At 62.4% G+C, this 15,668-nt stretch carries 14 protein-coding genes and 1 pseudogene; 11 read left to right on the forward strand and 4 right to left on the reverse strand.

What is annotated here, in order from left to right:
• Positions 1-11: 11 nt before the first annotated feature.
• Positions 12-1,223 carry an ROK family protein gene (locus tag ON14_RS14880; protein ID WP_010206320.1) on the forward strand — a complete coding sequence of 404 codons (1,212 nt, stop codon included), beginning with the start codon at positions 12-14 and terminating at the stop codon, positions 1,221-1,223.
• 28 nt (positions 1,224-1,251) lie between these two features.
• Here the strand turns inward: ON14_RS14880 and ON14_RS14885 are convergent, their stop codons facing one another.
• Both ON14_RS14885 and ON14_RS14890 read right to left on the reverse strand, forming a co-directional pair.
• On the reverse strand, positions 1,252-2,889 hold the full coding sequence (locus ON14_RS14885; protein ID WP_010206321.1) for a SulP family inorganic anion transporter: 1,638 nt from the start codon (positions 2,887-2,889) through the stop codon (positions 1,252-1,254).
• Positions 2,886-3,251 carry an ArsR/SmtB family transcription factor gene (locus ON14_RS14890; RefSeq protein ID WP_010206322.1) on the reverse strand — a complete coding sequence of 122 codons (366 nt, stop codon included), beginning with the start codon at positions 3,249-3,251 and terminating at the stop codon, positions 2,886-2,888. Before ON14_RS14890 ends, ON14_RS14885 begins: the two co-directional genes overlap by 4 nt.
• 206 nt (positions 3,252-3,457) lie before the next feature.
• Between ON14_RS14890 and ON14_RS14895 the strand changes: the two are divergent.
• The 3 genes and pseudogenes from ON14_RS14895 (at position 3,458) to ON14_RS14905 (ending at position 6,487) form a co-directional block, all read left to right on the forward strand.
• Positions 3,458-4,689 (forward strand): annotated as a pseudogene (locus ON14_RS14895) (CpaF family protein).
• Entirely contained in the window at positions 4,686-5,552 is an 867-nt protein-coding gene (locus ON14_RS14900) for a type II secretion system F family protein (protein ID WP_010206323.1), read from the forward strand. Before ON14_RS14895 ends, ON14_RS14900 begins: the two are co-directional and overlap by 4 nt.
• Positions 5,549-6,487 carry a type II secretion system F family protein gene (locus ON14_RS14905; protein ID WP_010206324.1) on the forward strand — a complete coding sequence of 313 codons (939 nt, stop codon included), beginning with the start codon at positions 5,549-5,551 and terminating at the stop codon, positions 6,485-6,487. The genes ON14_RS14900 and ON14_RS14905 overlap by 4 nt, the downstream gene beginning before the upstream one ends.
• A gap of 23 nt (positions 6,488-6,510) precedes the next feature.
• Here ON14_RS14905 and ON14_RS14910 read toward each other — a convergent pair whose 3' ends face one another.
• Positions 6,511-8,115: a GTPase family protein gene (locus tag ON14_RS14910; RefSeq protein ID WP_010206327.1), complete on the reverse strand. Its 1,605-nt coding sequence runs from the start codon at positions 8,113-8,115 to the stop codon at positions 6,511-6,513.
• Positions 8,112-9,872, reverse strand: a complete 1,761-nt coding sequence (locus ON14_RS14915) for a dynamin family protein (protein ID WP_010206328.1) — start codon at positions 9,870-9,872, stop codon at positions 8,112-8,114. The genes ON14_RS14910 and ON14_RS14915 overlap by 4 nt, the downstream gene beginning before the upstream one ends.
• Positions 9,873-10,011: 139 nt before the next feature.
• On the opposite strand from ON14_RS14915, the gene ON14_RS14920 reads away from it, so the two are divergent.
• From ON14_RS14920 to ON14_RS14950, 7 genes are all read left to right on the forward strand, one after another.
• The gene (locus ON14_RS14920; protein ID WP_010206329.1) at positions 10,012-11,058 is read left to right on the forward strand and encodes a Gfo/Idh/MocA family oxidoreductase; all 1,047 of its coding nucleotides are present in this window, start codon (positions 10,012-10,014) and stop codon (positions 11,056-11,058) included.
• 312 nt (positions 11,059-11,370) lie between these two features.
• On the forward strand, positions 11,371-11,859 hold the full coding sequence (locus ON14_RS14925) for a hypothetical protein (protein WP_010206330.1): 489 nt from the start codon (positions 11,371-11,373) through the stop codon (positions 11,857-11,859).
• Complete coding sequence (locus ON14_RS14930; protein WP_010206331.1) at positions 11,847-12,362, forward strand: hypothetical protein; 516 nt, start codon at positions 11,847-11,849, stop codon at positions 12,360-12,362. Before ON14_RS14925 ends, ON14_RS14930 begins: the two co-directional genes overlap by 13 nt.
• 123 nt (positions 12,363-12,485) lie before the next feature.
• Positions 12,486-14,381 (forward strand): BCCT family transporter, encoded by a 1,896-nt coding sequence (locus ON14_RS14935; RefSeq protein ID WP_010206333.1) that lies wholly within the window; start codon positions 12,486-12,488, stop codon positions 14,379-14,381.
• A gap of 96 nt (positions 14,382-14,477) precedes the next feature.
• Entirely contained in the window at positions 14,478-14,675 is a 198-nt protein-coding gene (locus tag ON14_RS14940) for a hypothetical protein (protein WP_010206334.1), read from the forward strand.
• A gap of 32 nt (positions 14,676-14,707) precedes the next feature.
• Positions 14,708-15,163 carry a TadE/TadG family type IV pilus assembly protein gene (locus ON14_RS14945; protein ID WP_337459764.1) on the forward strand — a complete coding sequence of 152 codons (456 nt, stop codon included), beginning with the start codon at positions 14,708-14,710 and terminating at the stop codon, positions 15,161-15,163.
• 13 nt (positions 15,164-15,176) lie between these two features.
• Positions 15,177-15,632 (forward strand): hypothetical protein, encoded by a 456-nt coding sequence (locus ON14_RS14950; protein ID WP_010206336.1) that lies wholly within the window; start codon positions 15,177-15,179, stop codon positions 15,630-15,632.
• Positions 15,633-15,668: the final 36 nt, after the last annotated feature.

The following is a 15,668-nucleotide window of genomic DNA, read 5'->3' on the forward strand; positions in this document are numbered from 1 at the left end:
TGGATTAGCCCGTGAACCAAAGCTCTGCGCCGTCGCCCAGTGGCACCGCTGGTCGTGGCGATCGCACCCGGCGTCACAATCTGTCGCGAGTGCTGACGCTCTTGCACCGCGGGGCGCAGTTGCGTTCGCAGTTGACGTCGCAGACGGGGCTGAACCGCTCGACCATTGCGGCGCTCGTTGCCGAACTCGCAGAGTTGGGTCTGGCCTACGAGAGTGACCCTGATCCCACTCGCCAGGTGGGGCGTCCGTCACCGATGGTGAATGCGGATGCTCGCACCGTGGCGATTGCAATCAACCCTGAGGTTGACGCCATCACGGTCGGTGTTGTGGGGCTCGATGGCACCCTGCTCAAGCGGGTGCGGTACGAGACGGAGTCTCCGCCGACGGTGGCCGAGTTTGTGAAGATCTCGAGTGTGATCATCGAGAGCCTTAAGGGCGAGTACGAGACTGCCGGCCGGGTTGTTGGCGTCGGCGTTGCGGTGCCCGGTTTGGTTCGCGTCGAAGATGGTTTGGTGCGCTGGGCGCCTCACTTGGAGTGGCGAGATGAACCTGTCAGCCAGCTTTTGGCTGCGGCAACGGGCTACCCCGTGTGGACCGCAAATGATGCGAGCGTTGGCGCATTCGCCGAGCACATTTATGGTGCTGGTCGAGGAATTTCTGACCTTATCTATCTCAATGGTGGCGCGAGCGGTATCGGTGGCGGCATCATCAGCGACGGTCGCCCTCTGGTAGGACGTGCGGGCTATGCCGGAGAATTCGGCCACGTGCGCGTGGTCGACAGCGCTTCGGAGAACGGCACTCGCGAGGAGGGCAGCCTTGAAACTGAGGTGAACCGTGCTGCTCTTCTGCAGACGCTCGGGCTCACCAATGTCGACGCTGAGACTCTGGATGCTGCGCTGCAAGAGTCAACGGATCCTGCGGTGAGCGCGCTCGTGCGTCGCCAGTTGCTGTCGTTGAGCACGTCGTTGCGCAATGCCGTGAACGTGCTCAACCCTGAAGTGATTGTGCTCGGTGGGTTCTTGTCGTCGATCTTTGCGGCCGATCCCGAATTCTTGATCGAACGTGTCGCCGCTCAATCGCTTGAGCCGTCATTTGAGGCTGTGCAGATAGTGCCGGCACAACTGGGTTCTGATCTGTTGATGATTGGCGCTGGCGAGCTGGCCTTTGCGCCGCTGCTCGACGACCCTTCAGCGTATTGTGCGGAGCTGGCCGGCTCTCGCTAGCGAGGAGCTTGGCGCGGGGTGCTGATTTTTAGCCGCTGGCCGCAGCGGTGCGCCGAATGTGCGACCGTGCGTGTTCGATGGCTGGCTCGAGTTCGGCAAATAGGTGGTTGGGGTGTCGAAGCGAGCTGATCACTCCGAGTCGTTTCAGCACATCCAGATGTTCGGGGCGGATGCCCTTGATGATCACGGTCACCCCACGCTTTTCGAGGGCGGTGATGAGTTCGGTCAGGGTGTGAGCACCGGTGGCGTCGATGAGGTGAAGCTGCGACAGCCGCACGATCACGACTTCGAGGCCTTCGTGTTCGTTGATGCGGTCGATGAGGCGTTCTGCTGCTCCGAAGAAGAGCGAGCCGTCGATGCGAAAGAGGGCGATGCGTTCGTCGCCAGCTTCGGGGGAGCCGGGAAGCTCTTCACGGTGCACTCCGCTGGCTTTGCTCATCGCACGAAGGGCGAAGAAGGCGGCGGCAGCAATTCCGATGCCGACGGCGATGATGAGGTCGAAGCTCACCGTGATGATGCCGGTGATGACGAATACGGCAGCTTCAGCTTTGCCGGTGTGCAACATCGTTTTGATCAGGGTGGGGGAGACCATGCGGGCTGCGGTGGCCATGAGCACACCCGAAAGTGCTGCCAAGGGGATGACCGCAACGACCTGAGCGGCGAGGTACACGACGGTCAGCAGCGCGAGGGAATGCACGACTGCCGAGAGGCGAGTGCGACCGCCAGACCGAACGTTCACGGCCGTGCGGGCGATGGCGCCGGTGGCCGGCATCCCGCCAAAGAAGCTGGAAGCGACGGATGCCAGCCCCTGGCCCACAAGTTCACGGTCGGCGTTGTAGGGCCCAGTGTCTGACATGCCAGCGGCGACGCGGGCGGAGAGCAGAGATTCGATTGCCGCGAGGGCGGCGACGGCGAAGGCCGGACCAATCAGCGTGGTGAGGTCGAAGTCGAACGACGGCACGGCGGGGGCCGGCAGCGAGGCGGGCAGTTCGCCGATGGTGGCCAGCGGAAGGTTCAGCGCCTGGGCAACGATGGTGACGATCGCAATGGCGATGAAGGATGCCGGAAGGCGTCCGCTGATGCGTGAGAGCAGCAGCATGATGGCAATCACGGCGGCGACAACGGCCAGCGGCAGCACGGCGGCGGGCCACTGGGCGGCAGCGATGAAGGCCCCAGCCGCGAGCACGGAGTTGGTGGGGTGTTCGGTGCCTTCGGTGCCGAGCGCCGAGGGCACTTGCTGCAGGAAGATGATGATGCCGATGCCGACAGTGAAGCCTTCGATGACGGGCCAGGGGATGTAGCTGACGGTGCGGCCGAGGCGCAGCACGCCCGCGACGACGACGATGATGCCCGCGAGCAGGGTGACGATCGCAACAGCTTCGACACCGTGACTGACGACGATGGGAGCAAGCACGACAACCATCGCGCCGGTGGGGCCGGAGACCTGCACATTGGAGCCACCGAAGACTGCCGCAACGATGCCCGCGACGATGGCGGTGATGAGCCCAGCTTCGGCGCCGACTCCGGAACTAACGCCAAAGGCGAGAGCGAGGGGCAGGGCGACGATGCCGACGGTCACGCCGGCGATCAGGTCGCCGCGCCAGCTGGTGCGGAGTAGACGGTAGTCCGTGACGCTGGGCAGGAGCGCCTTCCACGAACGTTTCATCGGGCATCCGGAATCTCAGGCAGGCTGTTCACAAGCTCGCGCTGGCTGTCGGCATCGGTGAGAATCTCGCCGAGCAGCACGCGCGCGACACGGAGGAGTTCAGAAATTTGGGGATGAGCGAGGCGGTAGTAGACGACGCTAGCGCGGCGCTCGGAGACGACGAGCCCGTAGCGGCGCAGCACGGCGAGGTGTTGCGAGAGGTGGGAGGCTTCGAGCCCGGTATCGGCGAGCATCGTGGTGACCGACGCTTCGTCGGTGCTCGATAAGATTTCGAGCACCCGGATGCGGTGCGGATGCGCCAGCCCTTTGAAGAGATTCGCCTTGATTTCGTAGAGCGGCCTGCGCTCATCGAGAACGGCCATTCGTGTGCTCCTGTTCGGTGCGTGCGATGTGGTTGCGATGTGGTCGCGACAGCAAGTACTCGCCCACTTGCTGAATTGATGTAATCATCATATCAGGGATCTTGGAGTCAAGAATCTGCCGTTAGCGAGATCATTACCTGCACGAACACAGGGCCCCCTGTGGACAACAAACCAGCGATCAGACCCCCACTCCTCACAATATGAGCATGTCTAACGCTCTGACGACCATCGCCGACCAGGTTCGCCACCGCGTTCGCCGTGACGGCGTTGACCTGTCGCAAGACAGTGAACTCGCGTCGCGCTATGTGCGCGACGAGGTGCGTCGTTACAGCGAGCGTGCTCTAGGTGGCTCAGTGCCACTGCTGGCTGATGAAGCGCAAGCCGCTCGCGAGGTTGTGGCCGCTCTGACGGGCTACGGCCCGCTCCAACCTTTCTTCGATGACGACACCGTCGAAGAGTTGTGGATCAACGGACCCGAGCACGTGTTCGTTGCCCGCAACGGCGTGCCTGAGTTCACGGGCATCCGCCTCACTGATGGTCAGGTTCGTGATCTGGTGGAGCGGATGCTGCAAACCTCGGGTCGTCGCGTCGACCTAAGTTCTCCGTTCGTTGACGCATCCCTGCCGGATGGTTCGCGCTTGCACGTCGTGATTCCGGATGTCACACGGCGCCACTGGGCGGTGAACGTGCGCAAGTTCAGCCGAAGCATCCGCGATCTTAATCGGCTTGTTGAGCTCGGCAGTCTCACCCAGCATGCGGCCGACTATTTACGGCTCTGCGTGCTCTCGGGCCAAAATATTGTCGTGTCAGGGGCGACTCAGAGCGGCAAGACCACGATGCTCAATGCGTTGCTGGCGGCGGCCCGCCCCAATGAACGTGTCGTCACCGTCGAGGAGACCTTCGAGCTGAGCGTTGCCAGTCACGACCATGTCGGAATGCAATGTCGGCAACCGAGCCTTGAAGGCACCGGTGAGATCAGCCTGCGCCGCCTCATCAAAGAGGCGTTACGGATGCGCCCCGAGCGGTTGGTGGTTGGCGAGGTGCGCGATGCCGATCGCTCGACCTCCTTATTGCGCTCAACAGTGGGCTGCCGGGCATGTCGAGCATTCACGCCAACAGCGCACGCGAGGCTCTCGTGAAGCTGTGCACGCTTCCGCTGCTGGCCGGTCGCAATATCGATTCCAGCTTCGTCGTTCCGACGGTCGCCAGTTCGGTGGATGTCGTGGTCCATTGTGAGCTGACCGCCGACGGTACGAGACGCGTGGTAGAAATCTCGTCGCTCACGGGTGAGGTGAGTGACGGGGTGATCGACAGCAGTCTTCTCTTCCGCATCGTGGAGGGCACGCTCACCCACACGGGTGCCGTACCTGCGCGGCTCTCCAAATTTCACGCCGCTGGCATCGACGCGGTCTCGCACCTGCTGAAGGCTGTCGCATGAGTCTGATGCTGGGAATCGTGCTCGCAGTCGGTGTCATTTTGATCGCAGCAACCTTCCTGTGGCCGGCCACAGGCGAACGCCGGGAGCGAGGTCGCTCCGCTGTCTCGCTTCGCGTGAGGGAGAGGCTGGTGCAGGCAGGGCTGCCGACGACGAGCCCGGTGGTTGTCGTGATTGTGTCGCTCGCGTTGAGTTTCGCGGTAGCAGCGATCACTTTTGTGCTGACGTCGGTGATCGCCGTTGTGCTCTGCGCCGCCGCGGCAGCCCTCATATTGCCCACACTGGGCATCAGCTGGCGGGCGCGTGTGCGTCGCCGAGCAACTCGGGTGGTGTGGCCGGATGTTGTCGACCAGTTGGTGTCCGCCGTGCGGTCGGGCCTCGCCCTCCCCGACAGCCTCATGACGCTAGCCCAGACCGGCCCCGCCGTCACCCGCAGCGCTTTCGCGGCCTTCGCTTCCCGCTATCGGGCGACCGGAAACTTCTCAGTTGCCGTCGATGAACTCAAGGTGGCGCTCGCCGACCCGGTTGCTGATCGCATCCTCGAAACTTTGCGGATGTCGCGCGAAGTTGGCGGCAGCGAACTCACGAACGTCCTGCGCAGTCTCAGCGTCTACCTGCGTCAGGAAGCGGCGATTCGTTTGGAAGTCGAAGCCCGGCAATCGTGGGTCATGAATGCGGCCCGACTTGGATTGGCCGCGCCCTGGATCGTGCTGTTCTTGCTGACCACTCGGCCCGAAGCGGCGCTCGCCTACAACTCTGCCGGTGGTGCTGTACTCATCGTTGTGGGGCTCGTGCTGTCGGCGGTGGCCTACCGAATGATGGCGGGCATCGGCCGTCTTCCTGAGCAGCCGAGGTGGTTCGCATGAGTGACGCACTCGCGTGGGCGCTTGTCACCGGGATCATAGGCGGGTTGGGGCTGTGGTCAATTCTGAGCCTCATTCCGCGGCTAAGTCGACCAACGTTGGCGACGCGAGTTGCCCCGTACGTGATCGATGTTTCTGCGGGAGCCCGCGAACATTTGGTCCCGCGCTCCGTCGGTCCGTTGCCGGTCCTGGGTGTGCTGCTCGTGCCCGTCATGCGCTGGCTGCGAGACACCCTTGCTTCGGTCGTCGGGGGTAGCGAGCAGATCGTGCGCCGTCTCCGCCAGTCTGGCTCAGAGCTGACGCTAGAGGCTTACCGCTCCCAACAATTGCTCTCGGTTCTGGGGGGAGCGATGGCCGGAGTCGTCTTCGACATTGCGGTCGCGAATCACAAACAGGTTCCGCTGATTGCGCAAGCGGTGCTCGTGGTCGTTGGCGGTGTCGCGGGAATCACCCTGCGCGATTATCTGCTGCAGCGCGCGGCCAAAAACCGCATCCGTCGTCTCACCGCCGAGTTGCCCGTGGTCCTCGAGTTTTTGGCCCTTAGTCTGTCGGCTGGTGAGGGAATTCTGGATGCCGTGCGTCGCGTCTCGCACGTGGGTGGCGGTGAGCTGTCCCGAGAACTCGCTCGCGTCATCTCCTCGGTCAACACCGGGCTGCCGTTTGGGGAGACCTTGGGTGTGCTCGCCCGCGAACTCGAGCTCGCTCCGTTCTCTCGCTGCGTTGACCAAATCCTAGGTGCGCTTGATCGCGGCAGCCCCCTGTCGGAGGTGTTGCAGGCTCAAGCTCAGGATGCCCGCGAGGAATCCAAGCGCGAACTGCTCGAAGTCGCCGGCAAGAAAGAGGTCGCGATGCTCTTTCCGCTCGTGTTCCTCATTCTGCCGATAACGATCGCTTTCGCGATCTACCCGGGTATCTTCGTGTTACAGGTGGGGTTTTAGGGGTTCGCCAGTATGTTCGGTCGCTAGCGCCGCGCAACTTGCAGCGCGGCCGAAACAGCCCGCGCCTGCTCCAGCGCCGTCGCGACGGGAGTCACCACATCCCGCTCTACGACCTCGTCGACCGCGGCGAGAAGACGGCGGCGCGTGCGACGCCGACGATCGCCAGCAGCGACAGCGCTGAGCGCCGCCGCCAACAAACCCAGCACGATGCCGACGAGTACCGCCGCAATCAGTAGCAGTGTCGGTATCGCCCATCCAGTGAGTGGGCCTTCCTCCACGGTGGGGAGTGGGAACGCCGGCAGTCCAAACGTCGGCAGCAGCGCGGTGCCCACTAACCAGAGGGCGCCGCCCAACCCGGCGATCGTCGCGATCCACTGCACGATGCCGACGAGCACCCACCACCACGAACCTTTGGCGGGCAGAGGAGTGCGGGCAATAGCAAGGTCGAGGGTGGCCGGCAGGGTGTCGAGGGCGTGCTCCGCGGTAGTGCGCGCGGCAGCCCGCCACGGGGCAGAAACTCCGGCCCCGGCGTCGTCAGTGAACGTGCGAACGGCCATCGACATCCGGGCTTGGGCGCCAGCGCTCAAGAGCGGCATGCTCGTCCGGTGAACATCGGGGTCATCGCCACGACGCTTTGGGCCAAGACCCAAGCGAGTGAGCGGGTCAGCGCGCAAACGACCAATCCATGACACGAGCGGCCACCCGGTGGCCTGCCCGGAACGCTTGCGATACGAACGAGCAACAGCGGATGCCACGATGTCGACTCCCGCAGCGGTCCCGACCTCATCACGCAGGCGAGCGGTGCCCTTCGCGCTCAACTTCTGCGGTGAACCCGGATCGTCGATGCGCGCGGCAAGGGTCTGCACGTCAGCGCTGAGTCGCGCATCCCGCACCGCCTTCGACGCCGCAAGATCGCCAATCGCTTTGCGCAACGCGTCAATACCTTCGCCCGTGCGGGCACTCACCGGCAGCACTCGGGCGCGAGGAATGCCATCACGTTCAACGATCGCCTGGAGCGACTTCACGACGGCGGCACGGTCATCCGCACTCAGCAGGTCAACCTGATTAAGCACGACGAGAGTCACGGCCGCGTGCTTAGCGTGCGGCGCGATGAACTGCGCGTGCAACACATCGTCGGCATACTTTTGCGGGTCAACGACCCAGATCAGAGCATCCACTTGCCCGGCGAGACGTTCGGCGACAGTACGATTGCTGGCTTCCACGGAATCGACGTCGGGCAGGTCGACGAGCACGAGCTTGCTGGCACGCGCATCGAAGGGTGTCGAGGGTTCGACCCGCTCTCGAATCTCAAGCCAGTCAAGCAGTTCGCTCGCGCCGGCAGCCTCCCACGTCACCGCGAGAGCCTGCGAGGTGGTGGGACGGCGCACGTGTGCGACAGCGACCTCCTCGCCTACCAGAGCGTTGACGAGACTCGACTTGCCCGATCCGGTCGCGCCAAAGACGCCGACCACGGTGTGTTCGGGGGAGCGGGAGCGGCGCGCTTCGGTCTGCGTCAGCAGGGCACGGGCATCGTCGAGTACGTCGGCGGGAATACGTCCGTCGCCCGCCTCAGTGACGGTGCGCAACGCGACAATTCGCTCGTCAAGGTTCGGCTTGGCGGCGCTCACGAGTTGCCCTCCGCGGCACGCGCGACATCCGCGAGCAGCGCCTGCGATTCACGCCGCAGCGAATCGGGAGTCGCACCAAAACGCAACGGTTCGAACGCAACGCTCACCCGCGCGAGTTCGGCATCGAACAGAACGCGAACGCGAGTCTGCAGGTCTTCGCGGGCTTCGCTCGCCAGACGACGCACAGCATCCTCGCCAAAGATCGTCTCGAGAAGCTTCTGGCCAAGCACCGCCGAACCACCCGCAATCGCAATCTCGCCGCCGGTGAGACCACCGGTCGAGGCGAACACCACAATCATGAGCGCGACTGTGACCACGTTCAGGCCGAGCGAGAGAACGCGAGCTCGGATGCGCTTATCCCCAGCGTTGTCGTGAATAAGCTGCATTAGCGCTCCCTGCCACTCGCGAATCATCGCAGTTGTGGCGCGAGGTAACTCGGGGCTTTCGCGGGCAAGATCCGGATGCTCTTGGGCGATCGCCGCGCCCGCCGGGCTGCGTTCGAGCCCGGCCCACGCTGCCGCGGCAGCGCGCCCGGCTTGGTCGACGATCACGGTCTGCAGCCCGGTTTCGATCTGGGTTTCGACTTCAACTACAGGGCTGGGGGTGCCGGTGATCCACGCTGTGGCGCGGTCGCGTGCCGCGGAGAACCACGAGTCGACCTTCCGAAAGAAGTCGGAGGTGCCGACGAAGTCTTGCCAGCGTGCCAACACTTCACCGCGCATGAGCGCACCGTTCTGGGTTGCGGCATCCACGGCCTCGAGTGCGGTCTCGTAGTGCGACGCGGCGGTGGCACGAGCGGCGGTGATCCAGTCGAGTTGCTGCTGACGAGCATCCGCAATCACGGCCACCTGGCGGTCGAGTTCGCTAATGGCGCCGCTGAGAGTGCGGGCTGCGATGCGCGAGCGTTCGGCCCGGTCGCCTGCGATGGAGGAGAGCCACTCGCGCGGCTGTTCGACAGCGCTGGCCGGCAGCATGCCGAGTTCATCAAGGGGCTGCTCGTCGATGGAGAAAACGGGAGCGTCGCTGAGGCCGCGGTCGTCGAGCATCATCTGGAGGTCGGGCAGGATCTCGTCGAGAGCGCCGGGCGGCACCCGGTTGAGCACGATGCCGACGGTGATGGATCGAGCGGCAGCGTTTTCGAGAAGGCGCCACGGCACGGCATCCGCATAGCGATTTGCGGTCGTGACGAACAGCCACAGGTCGGCGGCGGCAAGCAGCTGCGTAGCAAGGGCGCGGTTCTCGTCGGCAACCGAGTCGATATCCGGGGCGTCGATGATCGCGAGCGAACGGGGAACGCTCTCGTGCTCGAGAAGCATGAGTTCGCCAATTCGTGATTCTTCGGGAGTATCGCCCGCACTCGACGCCGGCGTTCCGGGAGCACTGATGCGGCCGCGCACACGCGCGAGCCCCGGCAGGATGCGGTCGCTCGCGAACCATCCCGCATCCACGGGAGCGTGCACCAGTATCGGCTGCCGAGTCGTGGGGCGAATAACGCCGGCCCGAGTCGTGGCGACGCCGAGCAGCGCATTCACGATCGTTGACTTGCCAGACCCAGTCGACCCACCTACCACCGCAAGCAGTGGCGCATCAAGGTCAGCCAAACGGGGGCGGATGTAGTCGTCAATCTGACGAACGGCGGCAGCGGCAGCCTCGCGCTGCGTTACAACACCATCGAGATTGAGCGTCAACCCGGCATCCGCAAGAGAGGCCCGCAGGCGCTCAAGCGAGAGGATCGCGGGCGAACTGTTATCGGTCACTGCTTAAGCATGCCGGGTGCCGGGCCAGTTCGCTAACTTTTGTTGCTGTGCAATAGCGGTGTCGGATCCTTCGCCCGTTCGCGGCTCAGTCCTAGACTGGTCGAGGCCTGCGCCGCCGCAGGCTTCCCCGACGAGAAGGATGCTTGTGTTCCCCACTACATTCCCGGCCCCGATCATTCCTGCCGCCGACTCCGTTCCGGCACTGCGCTGGGGCATCATGGCTCCCGGTGGGATCGCTGCGACTTTCGCGGAGGCCGTGCTAGCGCACACTGGGCAGAAGCTTGTGGCCGTGGCATCCCGCAGCCTTGACCGCGCCCAAGACTTTGCGAACACCTGGGGTATTGAGAAGGCCTACGGTGACTATGCCGAGCTGCTGGCTAACCCCGACGTTGACGTGATCTACATCGCCGCGCAGCAGCACGTGCACCGCGATCTAGCTCTGCAGTCGATCGCCGCAGGCAAGCACATTTTGGTCGAGAAACCGTTCGCCATGACCGGGGCCGAAGCTCGCGAGATCGTCGCCGCAGCCCGCACGGCTGGCGTCTTCGCGATGGAAGCAATGTGGACGCGTTACCTGCCGCAAACCTCCATCATCAATCAGCTCATCGCCGACGGCACTCTCGGCGACACTCGTCTGGTCACTGCCGATCACGGCCAGTTCATCCCCGAAGGCCACCGTGTTCGCTCACTCGAGAGCGGGGGAGGAGCGCTGCTCGATCTCGGCATCTACCCGATCGCGTTCGCGTCGCAGATCCTCGGCTCGCCTACCGCCGTGCACAACGTGGGTTCGCTCATTGACAGCGGTGTGGATGCTCAATCCCTACTCACTCTCAGCTATGCGGGCGCGGCCCAGGCCCAACTCAACACCACCCTGCTCGCGCGCACTCCAACTCGAGCCTCCGTAGCCGGTTCAGACGCCAGGCTCGAGGTCGGCAGCGGATTTTTCACCCCCACCTCGCTGAGGTTGTCGAAGCCCGGTTTCACGGGGGAGTCAATTCACTGGGCCGACGAGACAGGCATTGTGGCGCACTACGGCTTGAGTTATCAGGCCACGGCTCTTGCCAGTTTCGTCGCCCAAGGACTTAACGAGTCGCCCGTGCATACGCTCGCTGAAACCGTCGCGATTCTCGACACCATCGACAGCGCTCGTTGGCAGCTTGGTTACCGCTTTCAGTCGGAGCAGTAGCCGCACAACCGTCGATCTGCGATCTACTCGTTCGCCTCGTTGTCGTGTTTCTGGGAGCAGTCGTTGCACTCGCGAACATGATGCTCGGTGGATGGCTGCTGCTGCTCGTTGCTTCCGACACAACACGCGGCCGATACCTCTTGTCCATTGATGCGGTGAGGTGACTGGGGATCAATCGCAGGGTCGTGTGATGAGTTTTTTGTTCACCAACCGAGATGACTATCTTAATTGCTACATTAATCTCACTTATCGAGGTATGCGCGTAATCCTCAGGATACGATCGTGATGACAACGACTTGAATAGAGCAATTGATGGCCGAGCAACAGCCTTCCGTGAATCCCTATGACGCTTATCATCAACAACAGCGTCAGGCGCCGATGACACCGCCCAGCGTTCAGCCGTCTCCTGCCCAACATCCGCCGCCTCCTGTTCAGCAGTTCCCTGTCGCGCAGCCGTCTGCAGAGTTCGCGCCGCCGCGGGCGACTCAGAAAATTGCTCAGTATCCGCAGTCGCAAGCTGCGCAACCGCAGCAGTTTCAATCTCCGCAGCAGCAATTCCAGCAACCCCCGCAAAATTTTCAACCACCAACGTTTGGTACTGGTCGGCAGCAGGGTCAAGGCAAGCGCAACATTGGCAAGCTGGTTCTAGTAATGGTGTTTATTGTCGTCCCGGTGTCATGCCTTTTGGCGATCTTGATTGGCGCGATCGCGGTCCAAGTCCTCATAGCGCCACACTCGCTGCCAGCGGAGTTTCCGGTGGTGGTCGGTGCTCTTGGGGGTGCGCTTCCATGGGTATCCTGAACGACACGCTGCCGCCGAACGTCTACATAATTGGCAGCCCGCAACATAATGACGGTGTCATGCGAGGCTTAAACGCGTTGCGTATCATCCGCGGAGGGCTCAATACCGTCACCGGCAGCTCGGCGTTCGGGGCGCACTCACTCGGCAGCGCTCTCTTTATTGCGGGGCTGGATGAAGTTGGCGGCGCGATGATGCACTGGTGCCAGATCGACCTCAATAACTACACCATCGGGATCGATGGCAGCGAGATGCGCCCGTTGTCCGAGATTCGTTACGCGGAGATTCGAGAGCCGACGACTCTCATCTTCGGCTTCGATGACAAACACTGGATGGGTGTGATGCACGAAAGCGTCTCTGTCCACCAGAAGAACCTTCTGAAATACATCATGCAGTTCACATCGCTGCCGGCTGATTACTACACGATCGACCCCTCGGTCGTGCATCTGGAAAACATCTCGAAGAGTCACGTCTTCGCTTGGATGGACTACTACTTTCGGGAGTGATGACCGCCTGATCATGCGCGGCATCGGTCGCTGCCCAACGGACTACAACGACGGCGGCTCGTCGTGAGTTGGGCCTCGGTGCCCAATCCTGCCGATTATTCGCATTACTGTTGTAGATCACACATGAGTCTCGAACTCAGTCGATCGGAGATTGCAGTGACCGCAGAATCGACCCTTCCCACCGAGCCAGATGTGCCGCAGAGACCGACAGCAACGCGCATGATTGCGCCGTGGGTTTTCTGGCCTGCCGCTGGTCTCATTATCGCGATCACCGCATTTTCTATCCTTGCGCCGAACCTAGCTAACGCGGTTTTCACTTCCCTGCAGTCGAGCGTAATCAACTCGTTCAGTTGGTATTACGTGCTCATCGCGGCCTTCTTCGTCGCCTTCGCGCTGTACCTAGGGTTTAGTCGCTACGGCGACATCAAGCTGGGAAAGGATGACGACGAGCCCGAGTTCTCGATGATCTCGTGGATTTCGTTCCTCTTTGCCGCCGGTATGGGTATTGGCCTCGTCTTCTATGGCGTCGCGGAGCCTCTCAGCCACTTCGCGAATCCTCGCCCGGGCGTTTCGGGTACGGAAATCGAACTTGCCCAGAAAGCAATGAGTCAGACCTTCTTGCATTGGGGTGTGCACGCGTGGGCTATCTATGTCGTCGTCGGGCTTGCGCTCGCGTACGCAATCCACCGTCGCGGTCGCCCTATCTCCATCCGCTGGACGCTTGAGCCTCTGCTTGGCAAGCGCGTTCGCGGCGGCTGGGGCAACCTCATCGACGTCATCGCGCTTGTCGGAACCGTGTTCGGTGTTGCGACGTCTCTTGGTCTCGGTGTCCTTCAGATCTCCGCGGGCCTCGAAAAGACGGGCATTGCCGAGTCGAACTTGACCACCCAAATTGCGGTCATCGTTGTCATCGTGGCGTTCACCATCCTCTCGTTGGTGTCCGGAATTGGCCGCGGCATGAAGTGGCTATCCACAACCAATCTTCTTCTGGCTGCGGTGCTGCTGGTGTTCCTCCTGATCGTCGGCCCCACTGCCTTCTTATTCCGCGAGTTCGTACAGTCCATGGGTAATTACCTCCAGGGCTTCATCGGCCTCGCGTTCAACGTCAGCGCCTACCAGGGTGAGGCTGGTGAACAGTGGCAGGCCGGCTGGACCACCTTCTACTGGGGTTGGTGGATGTCGTGGGCACCATTCGTGGGCGTCTTCATTGCCCGTGTGTCTAAAGGCCGCACCGTGCGAGAGTTTGTCGGCGGTGTCATGCTCGTGCCCACGGTGCTCACGTTCCTCTGGTTCAGCGTGCTCGGGGGAAACGCCATCTACCGTGAGCTTTATGGGCAAGGCGGACTCGTTGCCGCTGACGGATCGGTGGATGCCGATTCGGCGTTGTTCGATCTTCTCGCTGGGTTGCCGGCAGGTACCGCTCTCACGTTCGGGGCAATCCTTCTAATCGGAATCTTCTTCGTCACCTCGGCCGATTCTGGCGCGCTCGTGATGTCGATGATCGCGACCGGTGGCTCGGCCGAGCCGCCCAAGCGCATCAGAATCTTCTTCGCGCTGCTGGCATCATTCTTGGCGATCGCTCTCCTCGTGACGGGCGGGCTGCAGACGCTACAAACGGCGGCCATTCTCTCGGCATTGCCCTTTAGCGTGGTGATGCTGATGATGTGTGCGGCCACGGTGACGGCGTTCAGCCGAGAGCGGCGCGCCTACGATCGCGCCCAACGCGCCCAATTCGTGGATCAGATTGGCACGTTCTATGGCCTCGAGGTCGAGGAGCCACTTCTCCGCGAGCCCGTGCACCCCCTTCGCGCGGCACTGGATCGTCTTCGCAAGAAAGCTGCACAGTCTGGCGGCGGAATCTCGCAGGTTACCGAAGACGCGATTCTTGCCGACACCGGATTGGTGTCGCCTGACAACATCGCGCAGGCGGACGCCATTGTCGAAGACGAGGTTCAACGGTTGCAGTCCTTGCAAGCCAAGCTGCGGGACAAAGCAAAGCGAGAGTCGCCCGAAGAATAGCGAGCAGGGGAGCGGCCGATACAGTCGCCGATCGGCTGCTCTAGCGCGCTGTGGAAAATCTGCACACACATTTGTGTTCCGCTCAATGATTGCAGAGTGAAATCATTTCAATTCAATCTGAAGAGCGGGCTTACCCGAGGCACCCGAACGCTCACCTCAGAGCGAGGCGACGTACCGGGCTGGGTGCTGATCACTCTCATGACTGCTGGCTTAGTGGTCATTATTTGGAGTCTTGCGGGTCCAGCACTCAGCTCGGTTTTTGAACAGGCGATTGATCGCGTCACTGGCTTCTAGTGCGTGCGCTCGGTCGTGGTGTAGGCGGTGAATTGCGAAGCCGACGGTCGTGTCGGCTTCGTCAACCGACTCAGCTGACCGGGTGGAGGCGTTCGCTGGCAGGGCGGCTGCGCGGCGACGAGTCCGGTTCCGCGGTTGTCGAGTTCGTGCTCGTCTCAGCGTTGCTCACGGTGCTCACTCTCAGCGTCATCCAGTTGGCTCTTGCCCTCCACATTCGAAATACAGTGTTGGATGCCGCAGCAGAGGGCGCGCGTTTTGCTTCCCTCGCCGACACCTCGCTCAACGACGGCGTCACTCGCACTCGCGATCTCATCTCGACTGCTCTCTCGCCCGGCTACGCCGCAGATGTCGCAGCAAGCTCGACGAATCATTTGGGGTACCCCTCGGTCATTGTCACCGTGCGCACACCCCTGCCTTTGTTCGGCCTGATCGGTATCGATAACGGGTTGGAGGTGTCGGGCTATGCCCCAATCGAGCAGGTTCGCTAGGTGTCGCAGTCGGGTGTTGCCGCTCATCAAACGGCTTCGTGACGACCAAGGCTCATCATCGCTCGAATTCATCACCGTCGGAATGATCATGCTGATTCCACTGGTGTATCTCGTGCTCACAATGTCAGCTATTCAAGGCGCTGCGTTAGCAGCGGAAGGTGCAGCCCGCCAAGCTGCTCGCGTTTTCGTGCAGGCCGAGACTGTGGCCGAAGCCGAGGGCTCCGCCGAGCGAGCCATCGAATTTGCGCTCAGCAATCATGGGCTTGATCCGGCTAATGCTTCCGTTGACATCGTCTGCGCTCCTGATCCCGCTCACTGCCTCACTCGTCGCGGTTACGTCACCGTAAACGTGGCCGTCGTTATCAATCTGCCTCTTGCGCCACCGGTGCTCACGGGCAATTTTCCGGTGCAGATTCCGCTCGATGCCACGGCCACTCAGCAGGTGTCGCAGTTCAGGGGGTCGCAATGACGCTGATCAGCGCTCGTCCGTCGATCCACGTATGCC

The organism is Salinibacterium sp. PAMC 21357 (assembly GCF_000247645.1).
In the GTDB taxonomy this organism is placed as follows: Bacteria; Actinomycetota; Actinomycetes; order Actinomycetales; family Microbacteriaceae; genus Rhodoglobus.

What these genes read in the sequence shown, in the direction of transcription:
- ON14_RS14885 (WP_010206321.1), bottom strand. Translation starts at nt 2,889, where the DNA reads ATGAAACGTTCGTGGAAGGCGCTCCTGCCCAGCGTCACGGACTACCGT.
- ON14_RS14920 (WP_010206329.1), top strand. Translation starts at nt 10,012, where the DNA reads ATGCTTGTGTTCCCCACTACATTCCCGGCCCCGATCATTCCTGCCGCC.
- ON14_RS14935 (WP_010206333.1), top strand. Translation starts at nt 12,486, where the DNA reads ATGAGTCTCGAACTCAGTCGATCGGAGATTGCAGTGACCGCAGAATCG.
- ON14_RS14890 (WP_010206322.1), bottom strand. Translation starts at nt 3,251, where the DNA reads ATGGCCGTTCTCGATGAGCGCAGGCCGCTCTACGAAATCAAGGCGAAT.
- ON14_RS14925 (WP_010206330.1), top strand. Translation starts at nt 11,371, where the DNA reads ATGGCCGAGCAACAGCCTTCCGTGAATCCCTATGACGCTTATCATCAA.
- ON14_RS14905 (WP_010206324.1), top strand. Translation starts at nt 5,549, where the DNA reads ATGAGTGACGCACTCGCGTGGGCGCTTGTCACCGGGATCATAGGCGGG.
- ON14_RS14930 (WP_010206331.1), top strand. Translation starts at nt 11,847, where the DNA reads ATGGGTATCCTGAACGACACGCTGCCGCCGAACGTCTACATAATTGGC.
- ON14_RS14900 (WP_010206323.1), top strand. Translation starts at nt 4,686, where the DNA reads ATGAGTCTGATGCTGGGAATCGTGCTCGCAGTCGGTGTCATTTTGATC.